This window comes from Stenotrophomonas maltophilia, assembly GCF_039555535.1.
Lineage (GTDB): Bacteria > Pseudomonadota > Gammaproteobacteria > Xanthomonadales > Xanthomonadaceae > Stenotrophomonas > Stenotrophomonas maltophilia_Q.
In genome coordinates this window covers 174,178-197,669 of the sequence record NZ_CP154630.1, presented here as the reverse complement: position 1 = coordinate 197,669, position 23,492 = coordinate 174,178, and the positions used below count along the sequence as shown (strand labels likewise).

22 protein-coding genes are annotated in these 23,492 nt (G+C 59.7%); 3 read left to right on the top strand and 19 right to left on the bottom strand.

The window, feature by feature from the left end; translation table 11 throughout:
* Positions 1–27 precede the first annotated feature (27 nt).
* Entirely contained in the window at positions 28–213 is a 186-nt protein-coding gene (locus AASM09_RS00800) for a hypothetical protein (protein WP_130768359.1), read from the bottom strand.
* Positions 214–487: 274 nt separating this feature from the next.
* Between AASM09_RS00800 and AASM09_RS00795 the strand changes: the two genes are divergently transcribed.
* Positions 488–2,278: an ATP-dependent nuclease gene (locus tag AASM09_RS00795; RefSeq protein WP_014645525.1), complete on the top strand. Its 1,791-nt coding sequence runs from the start codon at positions 488–490 to the stop codon at positions 2,276–2,278.
* 88 nt (positions 2,279–2,366) lie between these two features.
* Here AASM09_RS00795 and AASM09_RS00790 read toward each other — a convergent pair whose 3' ends face one another.
* From AASM09_RS00790 to AASM09_RS00750, 9 genes are all read right to left on the bottom strand, one after another.
* Positions 2,367–2,612 carry a hypothetical protein gene (locus tag AASM09_RS00790; protein WP_008267212.1) on the bottom strand — a complete coding sequence of 82 codons (246 nt, stop codon included), beginning with the start codon at positions 2,610–2,612 and terminating at the stop codon, positions 2,367–2,369.
* Positions 2,613–2,651: 39 nt separating this feature from the next.
* Positions 2,652–3,293 carry a hypothetical protein gene (locus AASM09_RS00785; RefSeq protein WP_033835097.1) on the bottom strand — a complete coding sequence of 214 codons (642 nt, stop codon included), beginning with the start codon at positions 3,291–3,293 and terminating at the stop codon, positions 2,652–2,654.
* A gap of 16 nt (positions 3,294–3,309) precedes the next feature.
* Positions 3,310–4,008 (bottom strand): HupE/UreJ family protein, encoded by a 699-nt coding sequence (locus tag AASM09_RS00780; protein ID WP_049429820.1) that lies wholly within the window; start codon positions 4,006–4,008, stop codon positions 3,310–3,312.
* A gap of 29 nt (positions 4,009–4,037) precedes the next feature.
* A complete protein-coding gene (locus AASM09_RS00775) occupies positions 4,038–7,175 on the bottom strand; it encodes an efflux RND transporter permease subunit (protein WP_049429821.1) in 3,138 nt (1,045 codons plus the stop codon).
* Positions 7,176–7,184: 9 nt separating this feature from the next.
* Positions 7,185–8,417, bottom strand: a complete 1,233-nt coding sequence (locus tag AASM09_RS00770) for an efflux RND transporter periplasmic adaptor subunit (protein ID WP_049429822.1) — start codon at positions 8,415–8,417, stop codon at positions 7,185–7,187.
* Positions 8,414–9,664, bottom strand: coding sequence for a TolC family protein (locus tag AASM09_RS00765; protein WP_107378919.1), 1,251 nt, complete (start codon positions 9,662–9,664; stop codon positions 8,414–8,416). Before AASM09_RS00765 ends, AASM09_RS00770 begins: the two co-directional genes overlap by 4 nt.
* Before the next feature lie 88 nt (positions 9,665–9,752).
* Positions 9,753–10,118, bottom strand: a complete 366-nt coding sequence (locus AASM09_RS00760; RefSeq protein ID WP_075075811.1) for a hypothetical protein — start codon at positions 10,116–10,118, stop codon at positions 9,753–9,755.
* 130 nt (positions 10,119–10,248) lie between these two features.
* On the bottom strand, positions 10,249–10,899 hold the full coding sequence (locus tag AASM09_RS00755) for a hypothetical protein (protein ID WP_049429823.1): 651 nt from the start codon (positions 10,897–10,899) through the stop codon (positions 10,249–10,251).
* A gap of 19 nt (positions 10,900–10,918) precedes the next feature.
* Positions 10,919–11,569 carry a HupE/UreJ family protein gene (locus AASM09_RS00750; RefSeq protein ID WP_223224807.1) on the bottom strand — a complete coding sequence of 217 codons (651 nt, stop codon included), beginning with the start codon at positions 11,567–11,569 and terminating at the stop codon, positions 10,919–10,921.
* Between the two features lie 379 nt (positions 11,570–11,948).
* Between AASM09_RS00750 and AASM09_RS00745 the strand changes: the two genes are divergently transcribed.
* Positions 11,949–12,272, top strand: coding sequence for a hypothetical protein (locus AASM09_RS00745; protein WP_008264507.1), 324 nt, complete (start codon positions 11,949–11,951; stop codon positions 12,270–12,272).
* A 111-nt stretch (positions 12,273–12,383) separates the two neighbouring features.
* Here the strand turns inward: AASM09_RS00745 and AASM09_RS00740 are convergent, their stop codons facing one another.
* From AASM09_RS00740 to AASM09_RS00710, 8 genes are all read right to left on the bottom strand, one after another.
* Complete coding sequence (locus AASM09_RS00740; protein ID WP_033836038.1) at positions 12,384–13,718, bottom strand: MFS transporter; 1,335 nt, start codon at positions 13,716–13,718, stop codon at positions 12,384–12,386.
* 97 nt (positions 13,719–13,815) lie between these two features.
* Complete coding sequence (locus AASM09_RS00735; protein WP_049429824.1) at positions 13,816–17,061, bottom strand: CusA/CzcA family heavy metal efflux RND transporter; 3,246 nt, start codon at positions 17,059–17,061, stop codon at positions 13,816–13,818.
* Positions 17,061–18,236 carry an efflux RND transporter periplasmic adaptor subunit gene (locus tag AASM09_RS00730; RefSeq protein ID WP_049429825.1) on the bottom strand — a complete coding sequence of 392 codons (1,176 nt, stop codon included), beginning with the start codon at positions 18,234–18,236 and terminating at the stop codon, positions 17,061–17,063. Before AASM09_RS00730 ends, AASM09_RS00735 begins: the two co-directional genes overlap by 1 nt.
* Positions 18,237–19,460: a TolC family protein gene (locus tag AASM09_RS00725; RefSeq protein ID WP_033836037.1), complete on the bottom strand. Its 1,224-nt coding sequence runs from the start codon at positions 19,458–19,460 to the stop codon at positions 18,237–18,239.
* 87 nt (positions 19,461–19,547) lie between these two features.
* A complete protein-coding gene (locus AASM09_RS00720; RefSeq protein ID WP_049429827.1) occupies positions 19,548–20,111 on the bottom strand; it encodes an RNA polymerase sigma factor in 564 nt (187 codons plus the stop codon).
* Positions 20,112–20,125: 14 nt separating this feature from the next.
* Positions 20,126–20,554 carry a periplasmic heavy metal sensor gene (locus AASM09_RS00715; RefSeq protein ID WP_087948687.1) on the bottom strand — a complete coding sequence of 143 codons (429 nt, stop codon included), beginning with the start codon at positions 20,552–20,554 and terminating at the stop codon, positions 20,126–20,128.
* A gap of 17 nt (positions 20,555–20,571) precedes the next feature.
* Positions 20,572–20,859, bottom strand: a complete 288-nt coding sequence (locus AASM09_RS22175) for a CnrY/NccY family anti-sigma factor (protein WP_130768358.1) — start codon at positions 20,857–20,859, stop codon at positions 20,572–20,574.
* A 178-nt stretch (positions 20,860–21,037) separates the two neighbouring features.
* Positions 21,038–21,319: a hypothetical protein gene (locus AASM09_RS00710; RefSeq protein WP_049429828.1), complete on the bottom strand. Its 282-nt coding sequence runs from the start codon at positions 21,317–21,319 to the stop codon at positions 21,038–21,040.
* Between the two features lie 72 nt (positions 21,320–21,391).
* Between AASM09_RS00710 and AASM09_RS00705 the strand changes: the two genes are divergently transcribed.
* The gene (locus AASM09_RS00705; protein WP_033836041.1) at positions 21,392–22,006 is read left to right on the top strand and encodes a hypothetical protein; all 615 of its coding nucleotides are present in this window, start codon (positions 21,392–21,394) and stop codon (positions 22,004–22,006) included.
* A gap of 153 nt (positions 22,007–22,159) precedes the next feature.
* Here AASM09_RS00705 and AASM09_RS22170 read toward each other — a convergent pair whose 3' ends face one another.
* On the bottom strand, positions 22,160–23,491 hold the full coding sequence (locus AASM09_RS22170) for a TniQ family protein (RefSeq protein WP_080355046.1): 1,332 nt from the start codon (positions 23,489–23,491) through the stop codon (positions 22,160–22,162).
* Position 23,492 lies beyond the last annotated feature (1 nt).

Below are 23,492 nucleotides of genomic sequence, written 5' to 3'. Positions count from 1 at the left end.
AACAAGCCGACGATCAGGATATCTCGATCAATTGCGTTCATGTCCTCGCCACCGTTTGAGGTGATTTTCTTGACTATCTGATGATATCGAAATTGGTTTGGCTCTGCGAACGACCTCAAGCACATCGGCCCATTGCTTTTGAGAGATGGCGGCGATGCAGACGAATCCGTCAACCAAGTCAATCAATGTGCTGCCCTCAACACTGCGCAGCATGCAAGGATCTCTCTTCGTCTGCCCGATAGAGCGCCGCCAACTAGAATCTGGCAATCGTGGTGGAACATTGGACACAATTCTAGCCAGCTACCCCTGCTGCGCAGCTGTCCTACTCCGTCAGACTGAAGGGAGCGCATCTTCTCTCCAGCTCCTAGGTCACTCCAATTCCATTCCGCCTCCTGCTACGGTAGCGGGTACGGAGAATTCGCCGAACGAAATCGGCTGAGCATTGACTTCGTCGCAAATGGAAATGAAAAATTTCTAGGGGGGATACATGCATATAAAGAAGATCACGCTACATCGCTTTAAGCAGTTTCGGGACACAGAGATAGAGATTGATCAAGGCCTTTCGCTTGTTGTTGGAGGAAACAACTCCGGCAAGTCCTCGATTCTGCAAGCTCTCGCTATCTGGCAGTTCTGCAAGACTATGCTAGAGATCGAGAAAGGGCGATCCAGCTGGCTGCAAACCAAGAACAAAACTGGCCTGGGCATGGGTATTGCGGATTTCACGCCGATGCAAATTCCATCGCTCAGCCATCTCTGGACCAATCTGAAGACTAGCAAGGACGACGAGCCCGACGGCTATACACTGAAGATTGGCGTCTATTGGGACCTGCCCGATAAACAGGAGCGGCACTTGGAGATTGGTCTGTCACAGGCCAATGATCGTCTCTTTGTGCGAACCACTTCAACGAATCTGGTAGCTGCTGAGATCGTCAACGCAAAGGGCGAGCCGATCGATGGCAACGTCCCGCGAGTGGGATATCTACCGCCATTCGCTGGCATCACTGATCGTGAAGGCAGACTGACTCCTGCCATGAGAGAACGTCTGATAGGCCAAGGCCTATCGGGTGGAGTCATTCGCAACGTCCTATTCGATCTGCACGAACACAACAGGAGGGAACGTGAACGCCTGCGTGGAAACAGCAGAAAGTTGAAGGATTCCTCGCTGAAATGGCTGCGCTCGAACGACCCTTGGGAGATCCTGCTACGCACGATGCAGTCCATCTTTGCCACTGATTTGAGGGTCGTTCCTTTCAACGAGAGATTTCACAGCTACCTTCGTGTAGAGAGCGCCAAGGGTGAACTGAAGGGTGACACGTTCAAGCGACACCCCAAATACACTCCAAGAGACCTTATGGTGGAGGGAAGTGGCTTCCTCCAATGGCTGAGCGTGTACGCCCTCGCACTCTCACCCGATGTCGACGTCGTTCTTCTCGATGAGCCGGATGCACATCTGAACGCGACCCTGCAGAGGGAACTGCTTATGTCCCTCGGGCACGTTGCAAGCCTCCGCAACAAGCAAGTACTGATGGCCACACACTCTCCTGAACTGATTCGCTTTTACGATCATGGGAAAATTCTGGCTGTCGCAGAAAGAAAGGCAAAGTACCTCCAAGAGGAAGTGGGCAAAGTCAAGGTTCTTGGCGGGATTGGGACGATCCAGACCCCTACCCTGCACTCCTTGATGGAGCACAGACGTATGCTGATCTTGGAAGCCGAGAGCGATTGGCGCTTCCTCCAGCTAATCGCTAAACAAGCAAACTTTGCGTGGCCCAAGAACGTTGTCCCTTGGTACTGGACGGGATCTGCCGGCGAGAGGCAGCAACTCTACCTCCAGCTGTTGGCGGAGATTCCTGGCCTTCGGGCAATCAGCATTCGGGATCGCGACGATGAGCCACATGCGACGGTCGGTAATGATCTTATCGACAAGTCTTTCACTTCCAAACAACCCCATTTCAAAGCCATGAAATGGCGGCGTAGGCACATTGAGAACCATCTCCTCTGCACGAGCGCCATAGCTCGCGCAGCTGGATCACCTCAAGGCGATGTCACCGCCTTCTTCGCCGAGCACGCTCTTGTTATCCCTGCTGATCCAACAGCTAGCGATATCGCACTACCAATCCGTGATGCGCATGGGAAAGAAATATTCATAAGCGGAAACTCCGTTCTTAAAAAATTCCGCGTAAGCAGAGAAGACGTCGCCAGGAATCTAACCTATGGAGAGGTACCCCAAGATATGCATACCTTCTTTGCCGAATTGAGTCAGCTTGCACAGCCCTGAATCCACGCGTCAGCTCAACGTATGCATATAGGTTAGAAGGGGAAGGATGGTCCGGCCCCTCACAATCCGGACCATCCTTTGCAGCCTACTACTTCTTCTTGGCTGCAGACTGCGCCTGAGCGTCGCACCTGTCCTTCAGCGCCTTGGTCTGAGGATCGGCAAGATCCACCTTGAACTTCGTCCGGTCAGCCAGCTGTTCACACGTAGCAGGCTTTGCCTTAGGCGCCTCCTTCACTTCCGACTCGGCATGAAGCGCCGGATCATGTGCGAAGGCCGATGCGGACGCTGCAATGGAAGCGAAAAGGACGCTGATGAGGGCAAAACGATTCTTCATGTTGCTTCTCCTAGGTTGATTTCGGCGTTATGCCGGGTATCACGGCTGGTAGAGGTCGGCTTGGTAGCCGGTAATTTGCACCTCGATGATCACGGGGGTGCTGCCGCGGTTCTGCCAGTACCACCCATGGGTACCTTCAAAGGGAGCAATGAACGTTCCCTCAGCCTGACGCTGGGCGCCTTCAACGGCGTAGCTGGTCCAGGGGCCCTTCACGTCGGGACGCTCGCCGTGCATGTCCACGGCAACATCAGACGTGGCCTTCCAGCTGAAAACCATCCCAGCGCCCTGAGCCATATGGGCCTTCACCTCCTGGCCCTTACCAGGGGCAAGCTCGATCGTCAGTGAGTCCTGCCGTAAAGGAGTGCTGGCGAGAGAGACAGCGGCGGGTTCGAAGGTCTGCTTGCCATTGCTCCCGAAGGCAACCTTGGCCTTCTCGAACAGCGCCGAGACGGCTTCGGCGCTGCCAGCAGATGCCGGAACTGGGGGAGCTACTGCCTCTACCTGGTCAGTGGAGGCTAGGGCGTCCAGACCCAGAACCTTGCCTACGCCCGTAGGGTCGATTCCGTACTCCGCGGGAAGCACGGTGGTGAGCAGAATCACCCCTGCAACGGCAGCGGCCAGGGCGGTGGATTTCAGCAGCTTGCGAGTGCTGGGCAGCTGATTGGAAAGCGTGATGGACATGAGTACCTCTGTAGATTCAGGAAACGAAGTAGCCGGTGAGCTGCATGCCAACAAGCACGAAGCCGGCGCACATAAGGGCGGTGTTGATGCTGTACGCCTGTCGATGGAATGACGGCAAGCGGCGCCAGAAGCCCATCACGATCAAGATGCCTGCGAGCGCGAGCAGCTGTCCGATCTCGACCCCCACGTTGAAGGCGAGTATGTTTGGGACAAGCCCGTCAGGTGAGAGCGAGAAATCCTGCAGCTTTGTCGCTAGACCAAAGCCATGGAAGAAGCCAAAGATCAGCACGGCGGCTTTGGTGTTGGGCTGTACCCCAAACCAGCGCTTGAACGCGCCCATGTTGTCCAGCGCCTTGTAGACAACCGACAGGCCAATGATTGCGTCGACCAGGTACGCATTCACATGCAATCCGCCCAGGACACCTAGCAGCAAGGTGGTGCTGTGGCCGATCGCGAACAACGTCACGTAGATGCTGACATCACGCATCCGGTACAGGAAGAAGATCACCCCGAACAGAAACAGGAGGTGGTCGTATCCAGTCACCATGTGCTTGGCGCCGAGGTACGTGAACGCGATGAGCTGCAGGCCGGTACTGTCTTCCAGGAAGGCCTGGTCGCCTTCACTGACGCCATGCGCCCAAGCAACGCAAGGCAGAAGGATGGCTGCAAGCAGGTAGAGCCACGCTTGGGTTCGTTTGGAAATGGTCAACTGCATGTTCCTGGGAGGGGTTGAGATGGACGGGTTCACGCTGCGTCCTCCTTCCGCTCATCCCCTTCGCGGTGGATGAGGCGATAGAGCGCCGGCAACACCAGCAAGGTCAGCAGCGTGGAGGAGATGATTCCGCCGATAACGACCGTCGCCAGCGGGCGCTGAACTTCCGCGCCAGCCCCAACGTTTAGGGCCATTGGCAGGAAGCCCAGGCTGGCAACCAGGGCCGTCATCAGCACGGGGCGCAGCCGGGTCAGTGCACCTTCGGTTACCGCTTGGTGCAGGGGAGTGCCCTGTTCCCTAAGGCTCTTGATGAAGCTGATCATGACCAGGCCGTTGAGCACGGCGACGCCCGACAGCGCGATGAACCCCACGCCTGCAGAAATGGACAGGGGTATGTCACGCATCCACAGAGCCACCACGCCACCGGTCAACGCAAGTGGAACGCCGCTGAACACGATGGCAGCATCCTTGCCCGAGCCGAACGCCATGAAGAGCAAGCCGAAGATCATCACCAGGACGACCGGCACGACCACGGACAGCCGCTTGCTGGCAGAGATGAGCTGCTCGAAGGTACCGCCATACTCAATCCAGTAGCCTTCCGGCAACTGCACCTCCTGACCAACCTTCTCTCGCAGCTCCTCTACGAACGAACCAAGGTCGCGACCACGTACATTGCTGGTGATGACGACGCGACGCTTGCCGTTCTCGCGACTGACCTGGTTTGGGCCTGGCGCAACTTCAACTTTAGCCAGCTGCCCCAGCGGAACGAACGCTCTCTGTTCGCCGGAACTGGCCCCGACGGCGACGGCTACCGGTAGCGATGCGAGCGTCCGGGTGTCCTGACGCAGGTTCTCGGGCAGACGAACGACGATGTCGAAGCGACGATCACCCTCAAAGACCTGACCGACCGCCTCACCGCCCAGCGCAACAGAGATGGTCTTCTGGACCTCGTCGATCGAAACGCCATAGCGGGCCAAAGCATCCAGGTCAGGCGTGATGGTCATAAGAGGCAGACCACTGATCTGCTCTAACTTCACGTCTGCGGCGCCTGGGATGGAACCTGCGGCGTCCTCGATCTGGCTGCCGATCTGCGCCAGCTGATCCAGGTCGTCACCGTACAACTTCACCGCCACCTCGGCGCGTACACCGGCAATCAGCTCGTTCATGCGCATCTGCACGGGCTGGGTGAACTCGTAGTTGTTGCCGGGAATTGCTCGGACAGCCTTCTCCAGCTCAGCAATGAGCTGCGCCTTTGGCTTGCGGGGATCAGGCCATTGGTCGCGATCCTTGAGCATGATGAAGGTGTCTGCGACCGACGGTGGCATGGGGTCGGTCGCTACCTCTGCTGTGCCGATCTTTGCGACAACCTCATCGACCTCGGGGAACTTCTTGATGGTCGCTTCAAGCTGGCGCTGCATGCCGATGGCTTGCGTCAGACTAGTGCCGGGAATGCGCAGCGCGTGAAGCGCAATATCACCTTCGTCCAGATTCGGAATGAACTCAGTGCCCATGCGACTGGCCAGAAGACCCGCCAGTACGGTGAGAACGGCTGCACCACCCACAACCAGTTTGCGAGCACTGACTGCCCGTTCCAGCATCGGGCCATACAGCTTGGTCACGCCCCGCATAGCCTTGGTTTCCTTCTCCGAGACCTTGCCCGTGACAAACTGAGCAACCGCAGCGGGAACGAACGTGAGGGACAATGCCATCGCACCAGTCAGCGCGATAACGACGGTCAGGGCCATCGGGTGGAACATCTTTCCTTCCACGCCGGAGAGCGCAAAGATCGGGATGTAGACGGCGGCAATGATGAACAAGCCGAACAAGCTGGGCTTGATCACCTCGGCACTGGCGCTGGCGGCCAAAGCAAAGCGCTCATCCCGGGTCAACAGACGCCCCAGGGCGTGCTGACGCTCGCCGAAGCGGCGCAGACAGTTCTCAACAATGATGACCGCGCCGTCGACGATCAGACCGAAGTCCAGCGCACCCAAGCTCATCAGATTTGCTGAGACACGGTTCTGGACCATGCCGGAGATGGTCAGCAGCATGGTCAAAGGAATGACCGCGGCCGTGATCAGTGCGGCGCGAAGATTTCCGAGCAGAAGGAACAGCACCGCAATGACCAGCAGGGCACCTTCCAGCAGGTTCTTCTTGACGGTTTCAATGGTGCGGTCGACCAGCTCCGTACGGTCATAGACCGCATGCGCGCGGACACCTTCTGGAAGCGTCTCGTCGATCTCCTTCAGCTTGGCAGCGGTTCGCTGAGCGACTTCGCGGCTGTTCTCACCAATGAGCATGAATGCAGTACCAAGTACCACTTCCTTGCCATCTTTGGTCGCTGCCCCCGTTCGAAGTTCGGTGCCCTCGTGAACGTCTGCGAGGTCACCGACGCGAAGCGGCAGCCCCTCGCGATTGGCGACCACGATCTTGCGCAGGCCGTCCATGTCCGCCACTTGGCCAGGAACGCGTACAAGGTACTGTTCACCACTCTTTTCAATGTAGCCGGCACCCACGTTCGCATTGCTGCGCGCCACGGCCTCCATCACATCCTGCATGGTCAGCTCGTACGCCTGAAGCTTGCGCGGGTCAGGCGTGATGTGGAACTGCCGCACATAGCCACCGACGGTGTTGACCTCTGTCACACCTTTCAGATGTCGCATCTGGGGGCGTACCACCCAATCCTGGAGGGTACGAAGCGCCATCGGCGTCCAGGTCTCTTCAGCACCCTTCTCGGCTTCCACGGTGTACATGAAGATCTCACCGAGACCGGTGGCGACCGGGCCCAGCGTTGGCTTCAGCCCAGTTGGGAGCTGGGATGCGGCTTGCTGCAAGCGCTCGGCCACCTGCTGCCGCGCGAAGTAGATGTCGGTACCGTCTTCGAATACAACGGTGACCTGGGAGAGACCATAACGCGAGATGGACCGCGTGTACTCCAGCTTGGCCAAGCCGGCCAAGGCTGTCTCGACGGGGAACGTTACCCGCTGCTCTGCCTCCAGTGGAGAGTAGCCTGGTGCTTCGGTGTTGATCTGGACCTGGACATTGGTGATGTCAGGGACGGCGTCGATTGGCAGCTTGCTGTAGTTCCAGATGCCCAAGCCTGACAGCGCCAGGACCAGAAGCAGCACAAGCCATCTATGCGCGATGGACGCGCGAATGATTCGCTCTAGCATGATGGATCCTTAGTGGTCGTGGCTGGCGCCAGACTTCTCGATGTCTGCACGGATCAGATAGCTCTGCTCGGCGACGTACCGCGTTCCGGGCTTCAGTCCGCCAAGAACCTCTGCCCACTCGCCATCACGCTTTCCAAGCTCAAGCATGCGCACCTCATAGGTATCGCCCACCTGCGCAAATACGACGGTAAAGTCGCGAAATCGCTGGAGCCCTGACTCTTTGACGGCCAGTGGAACAGGTGTCTCGGCAATGATGACCTCGGCCGAGACAGCCATTCCTGGACGCCACTTGCCGTCACCATTGGGGATACTCACGCGCGCAACCACGCTTTGGCCGCTGCTTGCCAGCGGAAGCAGGCTTTGGAGCCTACCTTCAGTCTCCAAGGCACCCGTGGCGGAACGGATCCGCACTGCTTGACCTGGAGCGAGACGCTCGGCGTTAGTGCCCAGAGCTCGTAGATCGACCCAGACCTCTGACAGATCGGCAACGTCGAACAGTGTGTTGTCGGCGGCCACATCACCAACACTGGTGTTGCGCGCAAGAACGATGCCGCTGAAGGGAGCAATCACCGCGTAGGTGCGCATGCTGTCATTGCCTTCAACCGTCGCCAGCGTCTGCCCTGCCGAAACGCGTTGGCCCATCTCGACCGACACGCTGCGGACAATACCTGGGAATCGTGCTTTGACGGCGGCCTGGCGGCCAGTGTTGACCGCGATGTTCCCCATCAGCGTGACCGTATCGCGGATAGTGCCAGCGGTAGCCTCTTCCACCACCACACCCGCATCCTTGGCAGCGCTTGGCTCGATGGTGGTACGGCCTTCATAGGACTGATAGGACCAGGTGTGTGTCTTTCCTCCTACCACTGCGTCTGCCTTCACGTCGAAAGAATGAGGTTCCACGACCTCGCCGTTCCCTACGAGATAGTCGTTTTCGGCGGTGAAAGTGAAATCATTGACCTCACCGTCGAGGCGCTTCAACTGCATTGTTGCCTTCACCTCATTCGGTGAGATCGGCTTGTCATTTCGATAGGCGTAGAGGCGGAACTGAGGAGGCGTGTTGGTTTCATAGACGGTGACTTCAAGTGCGAAATCACCATCGCGGAGCATGCGACCGCGGTTGGGGCCGCGCTCGTAGTCGCCGGCCGCGGCGGTGGATTCTGCGGCTTCTTTCTCAACCGGCTTTTCACCGCCACAGGCGGCCAGTGCCAGCGGAAGCAACATAAGAAGGGCGTAACGATTCATGGGCGGATATCCTGGGCGGAGGCGGTGAGGCGATCTGCCTCGACCAGCAATCGGAGATAGAGTGCGGCGGACTCGACTTCGCGCTCACGAAGGTCGAACAGCGTCTTCTGCGCCTGGCTCAATGCGAGATAGGAGAATCGACCCTCCTCGAAGCCACGACGGCTCTGATTCATCGCCTGCTCCGCCTTGGGGAGCTGCCGCTCACGAACGGAGGTGACCTCCAACTGCGCTTGGCGCAGCTGTTGATAGACTCCGAACAGCTCCTGGTTGAGCTCCAACATTTGTGCTTCACGGCGTGACTTGAGCACACTCAGTTCGTAGTCGACTTCGGATACCGAGTAGGCTGATCGACGCCGGGTTCCCAAGGGAACCGAGATCGACATGACCAAGCCACTGTCCTTCGTTGCTTCAAGACGGCGAAGTCCAAATCCAACACTCACGTCAGGCTTCGCGCTGGAAACGGCGACATCGCGGCGCGCGGCAAGAATTCTGGACTGGGCATCGAAGGCACGTTGCTGTGGCGCGTTCTGAAGGCGTTCGGACAGCGTCTGGTAGTCATCCAGCGGAGGGAGGATGTTTGTATCGCCGGCGACGGTGTCGAAGTCAGCGGTGAAAGAGCCCCAGGAAGACGCAAGCGCCATGCGCGAGGCCTCCAACCGCTGGACTGCTTGATCACGCTTGAGCTCTGCATCGGCCAGGGCAATTTCAGCGGCCCTCAGGTCTGAATCCGGGTTCCGTGCCGCAGAGACCCAGCGGGCCACCTCTCGCTGAAGCGCGCGGGCCATACGAATCCGCTCTTCCGCATGCTCGACATGCTCCTGCGCCGCAAGCACGTCAATGAATCGACCAGCGGTGCGTGTGGCGATGGCCACCCGGGTCACATCAGCCTCTCGCAGGGCTGCATCCACCTCGGCGCCGCCAAGCGCTTGGCGGGCCGCCCGCTTGCCACCCAGTTCCAGAATCTTGGATACCCGGAACGTTGCCTCGGCAGCGTCCATACCTCGCACGCTGCCACTACCGGCCACGTTCTCCAGTTCTCCGCCGAGCACCAACGGGGCTGCTAAGCCCTCTCGCGCCGCACGGTTCTTTGTCGCCTCTATTTGTGCGGCATCTGCCTGCACCCTTGGGTGAGTGCCCAGAGCGCGGGCGACCGCATCCTCCAGGCGCAGCACTTCGGCGGCGTAGCCAGGAACGGCCACACCGCAGGCGCCGGCAACAGCCAGCGCCCACACACTACGGAATTTCACGGAAGCCTCCGGAAAGAAAGTCAGAACGACGCGCCGCCTTCCGCTACACGGGAGGCGCGCTCAGGCTGCTAGAGCGCAGCTAGGGTCGTCAGACGATCGGAGGTCGGAAGGGTGACGCCGGGTGCCCTGCAGGCACCCTCAGAAGTCGCAGAGCATGGACTTCACCGGCCAGCGGTAGTGAAGCCAGGTAGACGTGGGGCGTGAACAGGCTTCCAGCGAAACTCGCATCTGCCTGATGCAGTACCGCATGAGCGCCAGTGGCGTGATCCGGGTCCAGATTGTCGCCCGCACCGCCGGCATGTGAATGGCCATGATCCACCGCTGCTGCGATGTCATGTTCCAATCCGTGCAGTTCGCTGAGCTGGATCACCATCGGCCGCGCAACGACACTCAACAGCATCAGCGCAAAGAAGCTGATCCTGAGGGCAAGGCCGTGGCGGGCGGAAAGACGCATATGGGTTAGCTTAAGCGGGGCTGGCTGGGGTTGTCGAGGGGGCCGAAACTGGGCGCAGCCCATCGGAAATACCGCACATAGGGCGGTGGCCGGGCCTTAAGCGCACCCGGCCACCGCTAACCGCTGCGGTTTACATCTTCTTGATCAACTCGTACTCCCCTCCGGTGCGGAGCAGAAGCGTTACGGGCTCCTCGCCCCTGTTGCGCCAGAACCATCCGTGGTTGCCGTCGAAGGCAGCCAGGAGCACCCCCTGCTTGGTGGCTTCCCCTCGACCCTTCTCATAGCTGATCGCTCGACCGCCGCCGTCTCCGTGGGTGTCGAAGTTCACGACGCCGCCTTCAACAGACCACTGGTAGCTGGCGCGCTCGCCCGCCTTCATGACGAGCTTGATCTCGGTGCCTTGGCCCGGCGCCAGGACAACCTGTTCTTCGTCCCGCCATTCAGCAGCGGTGGCCGCATTGCTCGCGGCAGGCTTCTGAGCAACTTCAACGGTCTTACGGTTCTGCGTGGACACCTGCGTCAGCAGGGCGGCTGCCTCGTCTTCGGCGGCCTTTGCGTCCATCGCAGCGTCAGCTGCCGCTTCCTCGGCAAGCTGTTCCTTGATCTCCCCCATTTCCTTCAAGCCCAGTACCCGACCAACACCAGTGGGATCGATTCCGTACTCAGATGGCATCACCACTCCAACCAGGAGGACAATGGCGATGCCGGCGGCAATTGCGGTGGTGCGTCCCAACTGGCGGCTGGTGGGGAGGTCGCCTTCGGCGGGCTTACTGTTGTACATGATGTAGTTCTCTTGAAAGTCAGGAAACGAAGTAGCCAGTGAGCTGCATGCCGATCAGAATGAATCCGGCGCAGAGCATGGCGGCATTGGCGGTGTAGGCGTGCTTGAAGAAGCTGGGCGTGCGGCGCCAGTAGCCCATTGCGATCAGAATCGCGCCAAGCGAGAGGATCTGGCCGATCTCCACGCCGACGTTGAACGCGAGCAGGTTGGGCAACAGACCATCGGGTGAGATGTCGTACTCGATGATCTTGGTTGACAGACCAAAGCCGTGGAACAGGCCGAAGATCAACGTCGCAACCTTTGTGTTTGGCTGGAAGCCGAACCAACGCTGGTAGGCGCCCAGATTGTCCAGGGCCTTGTAGACCACAGACAGACCAATGATCGCGTCGATCAGGTAGCTGTTGATGCCCACGTTGAACAGCACACCCAGCAGCATCGTTGTGGAGTGCCCGATCGCGAACAGCGTCACATACAGCGCGACATGCTTCATCCGGTACAGGAAGAACACCACGCCCAGGAGGAACAGGATGTGGTCATAGCCGGTGGCCATGTGTTTTGCGCCCAGATAGGCGAATGCGATCAGATTTACTCCAGATATTTCCTGGATGTAGCCCTTGTCGCCTTCGGCGATCGCGTGAGCCAACGCCCCGTCAGCTGTGAGTAGCAGCATGAACAGGGAAAGCAGTGCGAGTAGAGTTCGCGGCCAGTGCGACCGTAGTGGGGGTTGGAGAAGGACGCGCGAGAGCGCCCCGGATTCAGAACTGGGGATCATGATGAGGATCTACGAATGCGGTCAGCGGACCTCCGCCAAAGCTATCCGCTACGACACTGGGAACCGGCGCAACGTGCTACGAGTGCGCAGAAGGCGCGCACGGCACGTCACACGGATCACTGCGCGTAAGCGGGGTCCGGGCGGGGAACGAATGAATAATTTCTTGCAGCGACGAACGTCCAGTAAGGATTGACTGGACGGGCGCTGCCAAGCCTCTGCTCAGTGCGAGCACGAGGCCTGGGTCTCAGGCGATAGGAGGCCTGAACAGGGATGAGCGATGATGCTGAAGCTCTGCCGCTGGCTGGTGCCAGGGATGGATATCGCTCAGATCAACTCGAGCGGGTCCAGCAAGGCTGGCCAAGATGCCTACAGAAGCCGTCAGATCGGCCTGGTGCAACAGGCTGTGCAATCCAACCGCGTGTTCAAGATCACGGTCTGCGGCATCACTCACCCCAACATGGGGGTGACCATGTTCCACCGCAGCCTGCACGATGTGCTGCAAGCCGTGCAGCTCACCCAGATGATTCAGGACGGGTCGCACGAACAGACTCGCCACCAGCATCATGAAGATGCAGCTGCGCAACAGCACGCTGGTTGGTAGACGAAGGGATCGCACGGGCAAAGACTAGAGGCTTGTTCTGGCAAAGTCGATATGACAACGTCGGGCGCGAGCGGTGAAAGTGCCCTCTCGCGCCCCTTGTTCAAGTTTCCGTCATCCAGGCCAACGAGGGTGCACGTCGTCGATGACATACCGATGTGAGTGCTTGCCGTTGGAAGAAGCGTGTTCCGCCCAGTGGGGATGGTCCGCAGCCAGATCGTCGTGACCGTGGGAGATCTCGTCCGGGTCATGGGCGGGCCAGATTCTCCAGGCGAACACGAATCCGGCGATGCCGACTACTGCCAGTGCCATGATCGCCACTGGCATTCCAAACTTCGCACCCACGGCTCCAGCCAGAGGGTAGGCAATCAGCCAACACACGTGGGAGAGAGAGAACTGCGCTGCGAACAGGAATGGCAGATCGGTGGATTCCGCTGATCGCCGCAGCAGTCTGCCGCCAGGAGTCACCAGCCCCGCATAGCTCATCCCCAACAATGCCCAGCCGGCGAGCACGATGGGCCAACCTATGGAGGAGGGCGAGAGCAGCCAGGTAAGCCCGAGGGTCACAAGTACGATGCACATTGCAAGGGCTGAGGAGAGCATCACGCGCCTGTCAGCCACCCGATCGAGAACCTTGGGGAGGACAAGCGCCGTCAGCATCGAGCCGCCACCGAAAGCTGCCAGCGCCCATGCCACCTGTGACTCTGCTCCGCCGAGAACGTTGCGCACCACAACGACGGTGTTCACGAACACCATGGCGCCGCCGGCGGCCGCACACAGATTAAGGGCAAGCAACCCTTTCAGCCTGGGCGTCTTCAGGTAGATCCGCATTCCTCGAATCGCGCGGGCGTAGGGACCGTCCTTTCTTAGGGACGGAGCAACGAAGGGGAATGCAGTTGAGAACACCAAGATGGCGGATATCACGAAGCCTACGGACGTACCAGCGAACAGGCCGTGGAAGCTGATCAGCGTCAGCAGAGCAGCGGCCAACGCGGGACTCAGCAGGCTCTCCAGGTCATAGGCCAGGCGCGACAGGGACAGTGCTCGGGTGTAGTCGCGTTCCTCCTTCAGGATTTCCGGGATCGTCGACTGGAACAGAGGGGTGAAGCACGCCGAGGCCGACTGCAGCAAGGCAATGAGCAGGTACACCTGCCAGATCTGGTTGACGAACGGCAGACAAAGCGCCGCGCCCGCCCGCACCAGGTCGAGGGCAATAAGCACCGGTTTGCGTAGATTTGCCGGGACGATCGCTCCGGACAGAGGGGCCAACAGCACGTAGACAATCATCTTGATTGCCAGAGCCGTACCTAGCACAGCGCCCGCCTCAGCCCCCGCCAAGTCATAGGCCAAAAGAGAGAGCGCCACGGTAGCCAAGCCCGTGCCGATCAGCGCGATAACCTGCGCAGCGAACAGGTTCCTGAATGTTGGAAAGCGTAGGACCTCGATCATGGCTCACCTCTAGATGGAACAGTGGAAAGCGCCGCTGCCCTGCGGATCGTAATCCGATCCGCAGGGCAGGACGTGAAGCCGTGGAAGGGGCTTGCGCTCAATCGACTTCGGGTACCGGCAAGGGGTCTTCAATGCCCGCGGCCTTCCTGCGCGCAGTTCTTCGGAGTACCAGCCCGCACAGCGCAGGCAGCACGAACAGCGTCAGTACGGTTGCCGTGGCAAGACCCCCGATAACCACTGTAGCCAGTGGCTTCTGCACTTCGGCGCCCGTACCTGTTGCAATCGCCATCGGGACGAAGCCCAGGGAGGCAACCAGCGCGGTCATAAGAACCGGTCTAACGCGCTCCATTGCACCCAGTTCGACCGCCTCATCTGGCGGAAGCCCCTCGTGCAGGCGTTTCTTGATCGCGGAGATCAGAACCAGGCCGTTGAGCACCGCGACACCAGATACCGCGATGAAGCCCACAGCAGCTGAGATCGAGAAGGGGATTCCTCTCAACGCCAATGCGAAGAATCCACCGGCCAGAGCAAGTGGCACCGCAGTCAGTACCGTACCTGTCAGCAAACCGTTGCCAATCGCCATGTAGAGGACGGCTGCAATGAGAATGAAGCAGAGAGGCACAATAATCGCCAGTCGCTTCGTTGCTGCCTGCAGATTCTGGAACTGCCCGCCCCATTCGATCCAGGAACCCGTGGGCAACTGCACCTGCTGGGCAATAGCCGCCTTGGCGTCGTCAACGAAGCTACCCAGGTCACGCCCGACCACATTCGCTTCCACATAGATTCGACGTTTGCCATTGTCGCGGCTCACTTCGTTCAGACCCTGTGTGAAGCGGAAACTGACCAATTCACGAAGCGGAACAGACTGACGGCCTTCCTGACTGCCTGGCGGCAGCATAACCGGAACGGCTCCCAGTACATCGAGATCGCTGCGGTCCACACGGGGCAGACGAATCACCACGTCGAAGCGCCGATCACCTTCGAAGATCTGGCCCGCCATGCGACCTGCCAGAGCAGCAGACACTGTGTCGGCCACTTCCTTGACGGTGAGTCCGTAACGGGCGATCGCGGCCCGGTCGAACGCCATGTCAAAGGTCGGGAAGCCTCCCGTCTGCGCCACACGGACATCCGATGCGCCCGGAATCTTCTTGAGGACGGCCGCAATCTTGTCAGCGCTGCCGGCAAGCGCCGTCAGGTCTTCGCCATAGATCTTGACTGCAACGTCGCTACGAACGCCGCCGATCAGCTCATTGAAGCGCATCTCGATGGGCTGGGTGGCGTCATAGTTGTTACCAACAAGAAAGGCTGTCTTCTCTCGAATCCTCTCGATCACCTGCTCTTTGGTCTTCACTCCATCCGGCCATTGGTCCTTGGGCTTGAGGATCACGTAGTTGTCGGACGCATTGGGCGGCATGGGATCTGCGGCCAGGCTTGCGGTACCGGCCTTGGAGTACACCGTCTGTACCTCCGGCAACGTCATCAGTGCCTTCTCAAGAGGAAGGTCGATGGCGACGGACTGCTCGATCGATGTGGACGGGATGCGAACGGAGGACAGGTTGAGATTCTGCTCATCCAATGTGGGCATGAACTCCCGACCCACAAAGCCAAAGGCCACAACGCCGGCCACCAGGACGCCAAGACCACCGGCCAGGTAGGGCATGGGTTGGCGGATTGCGCTGCGAAGCATCGGCTGATAGCGGCTCTTGGTGGCAGCTACCACCCGTACTTCCTTCTCGGAAATGTGGCCCTTGAGCATGACCGCCACCATCGCCGGAACGAAAGTGAGGGAGAGCACGAATGCAGAGGCCAGCGCCAGCATCAGGGTAATGACCATCGGAGAGAACATCTTCCCCTCGACGCCCTGGAAGGTCAGGCAGGGCACGAAGACCAGGAAGATGACCGCCTGCCCATATACGGTCGGGCGGACCATCTCCTTGGACGAGGCGATCGTTTCATGCAGGCGCTCCGATAGATTGAGCGGGCGCCCAAGTGCATGCTGTCGCTCTGCCAGGCGGCGCAGTGCGTTCTCGACGATGATGACCGCGCCGTCGATGATCAGGCCAAAGTCGAGCGCACCCAGGCTCATCAGGTTGCCAGAGATCCCGAGCTTGTTCATGCCGATCGCGGTGATCAGCAGGGACAACGGAATCACCAATGCAGCAATGACAGCAGCTCGCCAGTTTCCGAGCAATGCAAACAGGATGACCACGACTAGAAGAGCGCCTTCGGCCAGGTTCTTGGCGACGGTCTTGATCGTTGCGACAACCAGCTGGGATCGGTCCAAGGTGGGAACAATCGTCACGCCCGGCGGCATGGTCTTGCCGATCTCCTGCAGCTTGTCACCCACCGCCGCCGCCACAGTTCGGCTGTTGGCGCCAACCAGCATGAGTGCACTGCCGACGACAGTCTCGTATCCATTGCGGCTGGCAGCACCGCGGCGGAGCTCACCGTCAACGACCACACGTGCGACGTCACCCACCGTTACGGGAACTCCGTTGCGATTGCCCACAACGGCACGGGCAATCTCGTCCACGGAGCGGATGCGGGCGTCTGCGCGCACCAGATAGGACTCGCCCGACCTCTGGATGTAGTCTGCTCCGACCGACAGATTGGCATCCTGCAACGCGTCGGCCAGGTCGGTATAGGAGAACCCGTACTCCGCGAGCTTGCTCGCATTGGGCTCAACGACATACTCCTTGACGTAGCCGCCGAGGCTGTCGACGTCTGCTACGCCTGGCGTCGTGCGCAGCTGAGGCCGCACAATCCAGTCCTGGACTGTGCGCAAGTAGGCCAGACGTGCCATGTTGTCCGTCAGCCGTTCCCCTTGATCAGTCAGGAACGAACCGTCGCTTTGCCAGCCAGGCTTACCATCATTTCGCGGGGCATCTTTGCCATCTGGGTGGGTGAATTCAACGCTGTAGTGGAATACTTCGCCCAACCCGGTCGAAACCGGGCCCATCAGTGGTTCGGCACCCTCCGGCAACTGGGGCCGAGCCTGAGTCAGACGCTCGGTGACCTGTTGGCGCATGAAGTAGAGGTCTGCGCTCTCATCGAAGATCACCGTGACCTGGCTGAAGCCGTTGCGCGAGAACGACCGGGTGTTCGCGACGCCCCGAAGTCCTGCCATCGCGGTCTCGATCGGGTAGGTAACGCGCTTCTCGACCTCCACTGGACTCAGCGTCGGGATGACGGTGTTGATCTGGACCTGCTTGTTCGTGATATCCGGAGTCACGTCGATCGGTAGCAGGTTCAGTTGCCACCCGCCGATCACCGCAATCACCAGTGTGATGAACAGAACCAGCCAGCGGTGCCGTACGGCACCCGTGAGTACTTGCTCGATCATTACTCGTCTCCGCCCGACTTTTTCATCTCGGCTTTCACCAGAAACGCATTACGGGTAGCAACCGGGGTTCCCGCAGTGACGCCAGAAAGGATCTGCGCCATACCACCGCTACGGAGGCCAATGAAGACCGGCTGTGCAGTGAACCCCTTACTGGTTCTGACGAAGAGGACGTCTTTTCCGTCGATGTTCTGGACCGCCTCTTCCGAGACAGACAGCCCCTCACCCGATCCGGAAGCGGTGACCAGCCGGACCTGCACACCGTCACCCACAACCAATCCGTTCGCCTCTGCGCTCGGGGTGATTACGACTGTGGCAGCCCTTGTCAGCCCACCTACGGCGGCAGCAACTGAACGGACCTTTCCTGAGGTGACGCTTCCGTCGGAGCGGGTAATGGACGCGCTGTCGCCGGCCTTGATCCGACCGGTGTCACCCGCACGAACGGAGGCCTGAATCTCCACGCCATTGGAACCTGTGACCCTATAAAGGGAGGCCTGCGGCTCGACGAAAGCGCCCAGAGTCACTTGCGAGCTGCTGATGGTTCCATCGATAGGGCTGATGACGTTGACGCTACCTCCTCCATCCACATTGGCGGTGCGTGCCACCAGGGCAGCGCGTTGTGCTTCTGCTTGCGCTGTGAGATAGGCGGCGCGACTCGCCTCAGCCTCTTGTCGTGCCAGCACGCCCTGTGCGAGCAACGACTCATCGCGCTTGACGTTCTTTTCGGCGAGGGAGAGGCTGGCGCTGGCCACACGAAGGTCAGCCGCAATACGGGCCCCATCAGGGCTGGCTACGCGTGCCAGCACTTCGCCCTTCTTCACCTTGTCGCCCACCTGCCGGATGACATCGGTGACGTTACCGGCCGCACGTGCCACCACGACGGCCTCACCACCGGGGATTGCCACGACCGAACCCGATGCGGTGATATTCGCCGCTACCTGAGCGGAAGTGACGGGCTCCACCGAGATCCCCGCAGCGGCAAGATACTCCTTGGGAATCGCGACTTCCTGAGCTGCCTCCGCCTCCGCCGGCGCACTGGCGCTGGCTTCGTCTTTCGCGGGGTCGACCACCGTCTCTGAAGGGGCGGATAAGCGTGCAATGCCAAATCCCGCGCCAAGCGCCAAGGTAGCCACGCCGATCATCGTCAGGGTGTTAACAGCCGGAATACTTCTCTTCATCTACATGTCTCCAAAGGCAATCTGACCGCTGGCCACGGCGAGCGATGCGTAGGCGGCAACGCGTGCGAGTCGTGCATCCACCACGCTCAGCCTCGCGTCCGTCAGCGTGCGACGGCTAAGCAGCAGCTCAACCAGTGGGGTTCTACCGGCCTCGTATCCCAAGCGCGCCATTCGGTAGGCTTCCGTGGCTGCTTCCTCTCCCTTGGAGGCAGCGATCAGTCCTCGCTTGGCGGCGTCAACACGCGCAAGCGCAGTCGCACGGTCCGCCTGGCTCTGGAGGCGTGCTGCATCCAATCGAGCACGGGCGGCGTCGCTCCGTGCTCGAGCCGCGCTGATCCCGCCGCTGTTCCGGTCAAACAATGGGATGCTCAGAGACACGCCGACGACCAATGCGTCCCCACCGGCGGCGAAGTTGCGACGGCCTGCGGTGAGGTTAAGGTCCGGTGCCCGCTTGAAGCGTTCAGTGCGCAGAACCGCATCGCTCGCATCGACGTCTGCCTTCGCAGACAGGACAGATGCCGAATCGACGTTCGCAATTGCGGGCGCAACCCACTCGCGCACCAGGAGTGACTCGGACGTGCCTGAGTAGGGTTCAGCTCTTCCCGCCAGTACTGACAGTTGCTCGAGAGCTGCAGCCGCCTCTGCCTCTCTTGAGGCGGCAATCGCTTCTGCTGAGCTCAAGCCGGCCTGGGCTTGTGCTACGCGCAGGCTGGCCTCCTTTCCTGCGTCAACCAGCGCCTGAGCTGCCTTCAGGTCGCCTCTGGCGCGATCAACATCTTCGGCAGCAATGTTGCGCCGTATCAGCCCAGCCTCGGAAGACGCGTAGGCAACAGCCAAGGCTGCGGCGAATTCGACTTGTGCCTGGTGCTGGCGAGCTTCGGCCGCCTGCAGCCCTTTCTCTCCCGCCTGGATTCGAGCCCCACGTTGGCCAAAGATCTCGAGTGGCTGGCTGATGGTGTAGGTCGTCTGCCGCTGGCTCGCGCCATTGCTGGGGGGAGCGTTGAGATTCTCTGCGAGGGCATCAATGGTGGGGTTACGTAGCGCTCGCGCTTGGCGGGCTTCGCCCGCAGCGGCAGCTGTGTCGAACCCCTTTTCCTGAAGGAAGGGGGATTGGGCCCTGCTCTGCTCGAGCAACGCGCTGAAGTTCGGGGCGTCCGAGGCATAGGCCGCAGAGATACTGGTCAGGGCCAGCATCACCGTCAGGGCAAGCAATGATGGTTTCATGAGGATCCGGTGCAGTGGGGCCGCAATCTCGGCCGTCTTTCTGCACTACGCGGCCTGCGCGGCCTTCCCCTCGAATCCGGCGAAAATTTATTTCCCGCGGCTCAGTGCATCTGTCAGCTTGGCCCGTGCTCTCAGTACGCGACCCTCTATTGTTTTGAGACTGATACCCAGGGCGGAAGCTGCTTCAACCTGGGAAAGGCCGACGAAGGCAGTCAGAACCAGGGCTTCACGCAGGCTCGGGTCGATCGTGTTGAGAACCCTTCTTACTTCTGCGAGCTCAAGCTGAGAGCCGGCAACCTGCTCTGGCCCGGCCTGCTCGGAATGCAGGGCGCGTCCTTCCTCGTCATCCAAAGGCTTGGCCCGGAACAGGAAATGGCGGACGCGTCGAAACCGTTGCGTATCACGAACCTTGTTGATTCCAATACGCATCAGCCAGGGAAGTACCGAGCGCGTCGGATCGTACTCTGACAGGCCTCGCCAAGCGGCAACGAATGTCTCCTGCACGACATCATCGACGTCGGTTTCGGGCAGGCCCATGCCTCGAACCATCTGCTTGATTGCTGGCGAGTGACGGCGGACCAGGCGAGCGAAGGCCTCAGCATTACCTGCCGCAGCTTCAACTGCCCAGTTGTTGTCGTCCTCGATGGTCACAACGTTTGTGTGGCTCAGGGAGAGTCGGTGCGAAGTGCTTCAAGGAGTGCCTTGTCGTAGGCCGGCCGGTGCTCGGGTTTCAAGCCCTCGCGCATCTCGAACACATGCTCGAGCGTGATGCGCTGGAGATCGCCCGCAGCCCGCTCCACCTCACGACTTGCACGTTCCACCTGGGGGTTCCATTTGGGGTCAGCCGCGATGGCGTCCGCCAGCTGGCGGTTGGCAATCCGCAGGCGCGCTTCGATCTCACCTCGCCTTGTTGCGAACAGCTGTTCCTTGGCCTGGAGGATCTGCTTCTCCGAGTCGTCCAGAGGCACCACGGCGTGAAGGCGTTCATGGAGATCGCTGTGCCCAGGATTGAGCGAGTGCCAGGTCCAGCCGATAGCCAGCGCGCACACGACGCCAATGATGGCGCCAGCGATTGTTGCCAGCGGCAGCCTCATGAGGGGTCCGATTGCCATCAGCGTTCCACCAGTAGAGCGTATGGGGACATGGAAGCTGGGGCCGCGACCCATGTCGGGCGCGAGGGTGCCTGGGTGACAAAGAAGGCGGAGCCTACTCCTCCGCAGGTAAGCACCGCCGCGAGCGCGGCGCATGCGAGTGCCCGGCGGAACTCTCGCTTACCGGCCCATTGCGAAGGGGAAGCTTCTTGGGACAAGCGCTGAACTAGCACATCAGTGGCCTGCTCATTGCCGCAGGGCCGAGTGGCAGCCGAGGCCCTTGTCAGCCATTCATCTACGTCACTCATTTGAAGTTCTCCTCATCTGCCCTTCTTTATACGCACGCCAATCCCCCTTCCCCTCAAAGCTGCACATCAGTTCCCTCCAGCATTCGTGCTTGAGTTCCCCAAGTCCCGCCCTGAATCGTCCAGAAAGCCCTGCTCTGGGCTTGGAGGCAATGCCACCTCAGATCGAGGTCCTGTTCCCCTAATCACCGACCTTGCCGCCCCGCGCCTCAATTTGCTGAGTCAACACCGAGAGCAGCTGCTGGAAGGCCGCGTTGAAAATCCACCCGCCCTCCGGCCCGTGAGCCTCAGTGATCCCAGGAAGAATCGACTCCCAGGCTCTCGATAACAAGTCTGGATCCGGATGCGTGATGATTAGCGTCCGCACCCCGTACTCCAGGGCCTTCAAGTAGCCACGGTGCGCCGCAAGATCTGTCTCGCACGCCTCTAAGCGAGCCTTTAAGTCAGAAATCTCAAAATTCATTCCAATGTGCTTCTAGATGGACAATCGTCACAATCCGCATGATATTGCCGCAAGCCAGTGGAGCGCGCGCACTTGAGTATCCTGAACGTCCTGCTTAGCCCTGAACGGATGCTGGTTGCAGTTGACACTCTCGCCGAGGATGCACTCACCGGCGCCAAATCGTCCGGCGCGAAGTTCTTATTGATTCCACAACACAACGTGGTGCTTGCCTGCCGCGGTAGCACTCAATTTTTCCTTCGGATCTACGCACTTATGCTGCAGGCCAGCTTTCGGGCGGACTTCACAATGGAGCAGCTAGCCAAGGAACTGACATTGGTGATCGACCAGCTTTGGCCTGAGTACGAGAAGGCAGCCCTTGAAGCAGGCCTGTCGAGGCAAACCCTAGGCACCGAACTGGTACTTGGAGGGTGGTGCCCACGCGCCGGACGAATGATAGCCACCGCCTACGCCAAGTCCAACAGCACCGCAGCAACGGTGGTGCAACCCTTGGTCGGAGGTCTGGCGTCACCCGGCGAGCCCTTGCGGGCCATGCCTGACAGCTTTGCGGCGGATGCGGTAATTGAGGCGGGCAGGATTCAAGCGGCATGGTTAAACAGCGCCGCTGGCCGGCAGGTCGCAGGTGGTCGCCTGCTGGCAATCGACCTGCGCCAAGGGCGATCGGTCGTCCAAGATCTTGGACAGCTCTGATGCTCTGCGCATCCGTCGACGTAGCAAACAGCACTTATGCCACCCTTCGGCACTATTGCTGACACCTCGCAACCGTGGAATGCACTCGTGTTCGTCAGGCAGACGGGGCATCTAAGACCAAGAGACTTCTAAGACCACCAGGAAGGCTTCAGCTCATAGATTGGGTATACGAGCTACGCCCTTCATCCCTCCGACTGGGAGAAGAAGGCTACAGGCAAGTTCCGCGGATCGCACGATGTTCGATGCGACATCCATCTCGATGTGGATTCGTTTTGCCACGGCTTCGGATATCAGCAGCTGTCCTTGTAGCGAAAGTTTCAACTGACATGCAAGACGAAATGCTCTGTTTATCGTTCTTCGCGAAACACCGCGAATCATCATCTGTTGCCGCCTTAGCCGGACCGCATAGTGAGCGTGGTGGTGCGGTAGGCCAGACTTGAACGACCCTCGTCTTCCGCTCAGCTGCGCAAGCACCTGGAAGGATGGAAGGACGCACTGGTCATCACCAAGCAGAGCGTCAATCAATCGAGCAAACTCTCTTCGCTCATCTGCCACTCGACCGCGTCCTAGTGGGAGCTCCGGATTCGATCCAATTCCAGGCAGAAGTTCGGACGCAGATTCGATAGGCTGGAGAAGAATGTCCAAGACAGAAACGCACTGATTTGCCGATAGATTGAGTAGCTCATTGAACTCTAATCGACTCGGATCATTCCTTCTAAAGAGTCTGAAGCAATTCACTCTAGTCCAGCTCTTGTAGTCAGAATAGCTTGCAGGCAAGCGTGCAGGAGGTCGGTAATCCAACTTTCGCCGCTCGCCTCTAGCCCCGACTGCCTCTATAAACACCTCCAAGTTCGAGAGTTCAAGCCTCTGATTTGGATGATTTGAGCACCAAGAGATCAGTTCCTCTATGCACTGATTGATCCAGCGCTGAGTCGGGTTCGCCGAGTCAAAGCGTGTGCGCCTGTCTAGGCGATCTCCGCAGGATGGGCACTTTCTCAATGCAATGCTCTTCAACTTCCCGAGTCCACAATTGGAACAGCTGTTCTCAATCCTGGCGTCGTGCAGCGAGCAGTGAGAATAAGCATCGAAGCTCCAAATCAGCCTCTCTGTGGCGCTCTCGTCCATATCGCTAGCTCCGATGCAAATCGGACACCAAGCGGCGTGTCGACTCCAGCTCGCTGCCCTTGAGGAGACGATCTCTGAGAGTCCATACAAAGTAGCACCGACAAGTGACTGCCCAGTCAGCTTCTCTAGTGAACGCGCACGCCGTACTGACACAGGCCCGAGCCCATCGAGTCTGCGCTGATCAATGTATCTAGACGGCACCTCCGACGAGTGGGTGTCGATAAGCTGAAGCAGCTTGCACCACGAAATTCCGCTGAGCTTAGCCAAGCGATTTGCGTATCCATTGAGCGACTCTGTCCAGGGAGTACCTGCATCACGAAGCTCAAGAGGTGGAAGTACCGTCCATCTTGGTGGTTCCATC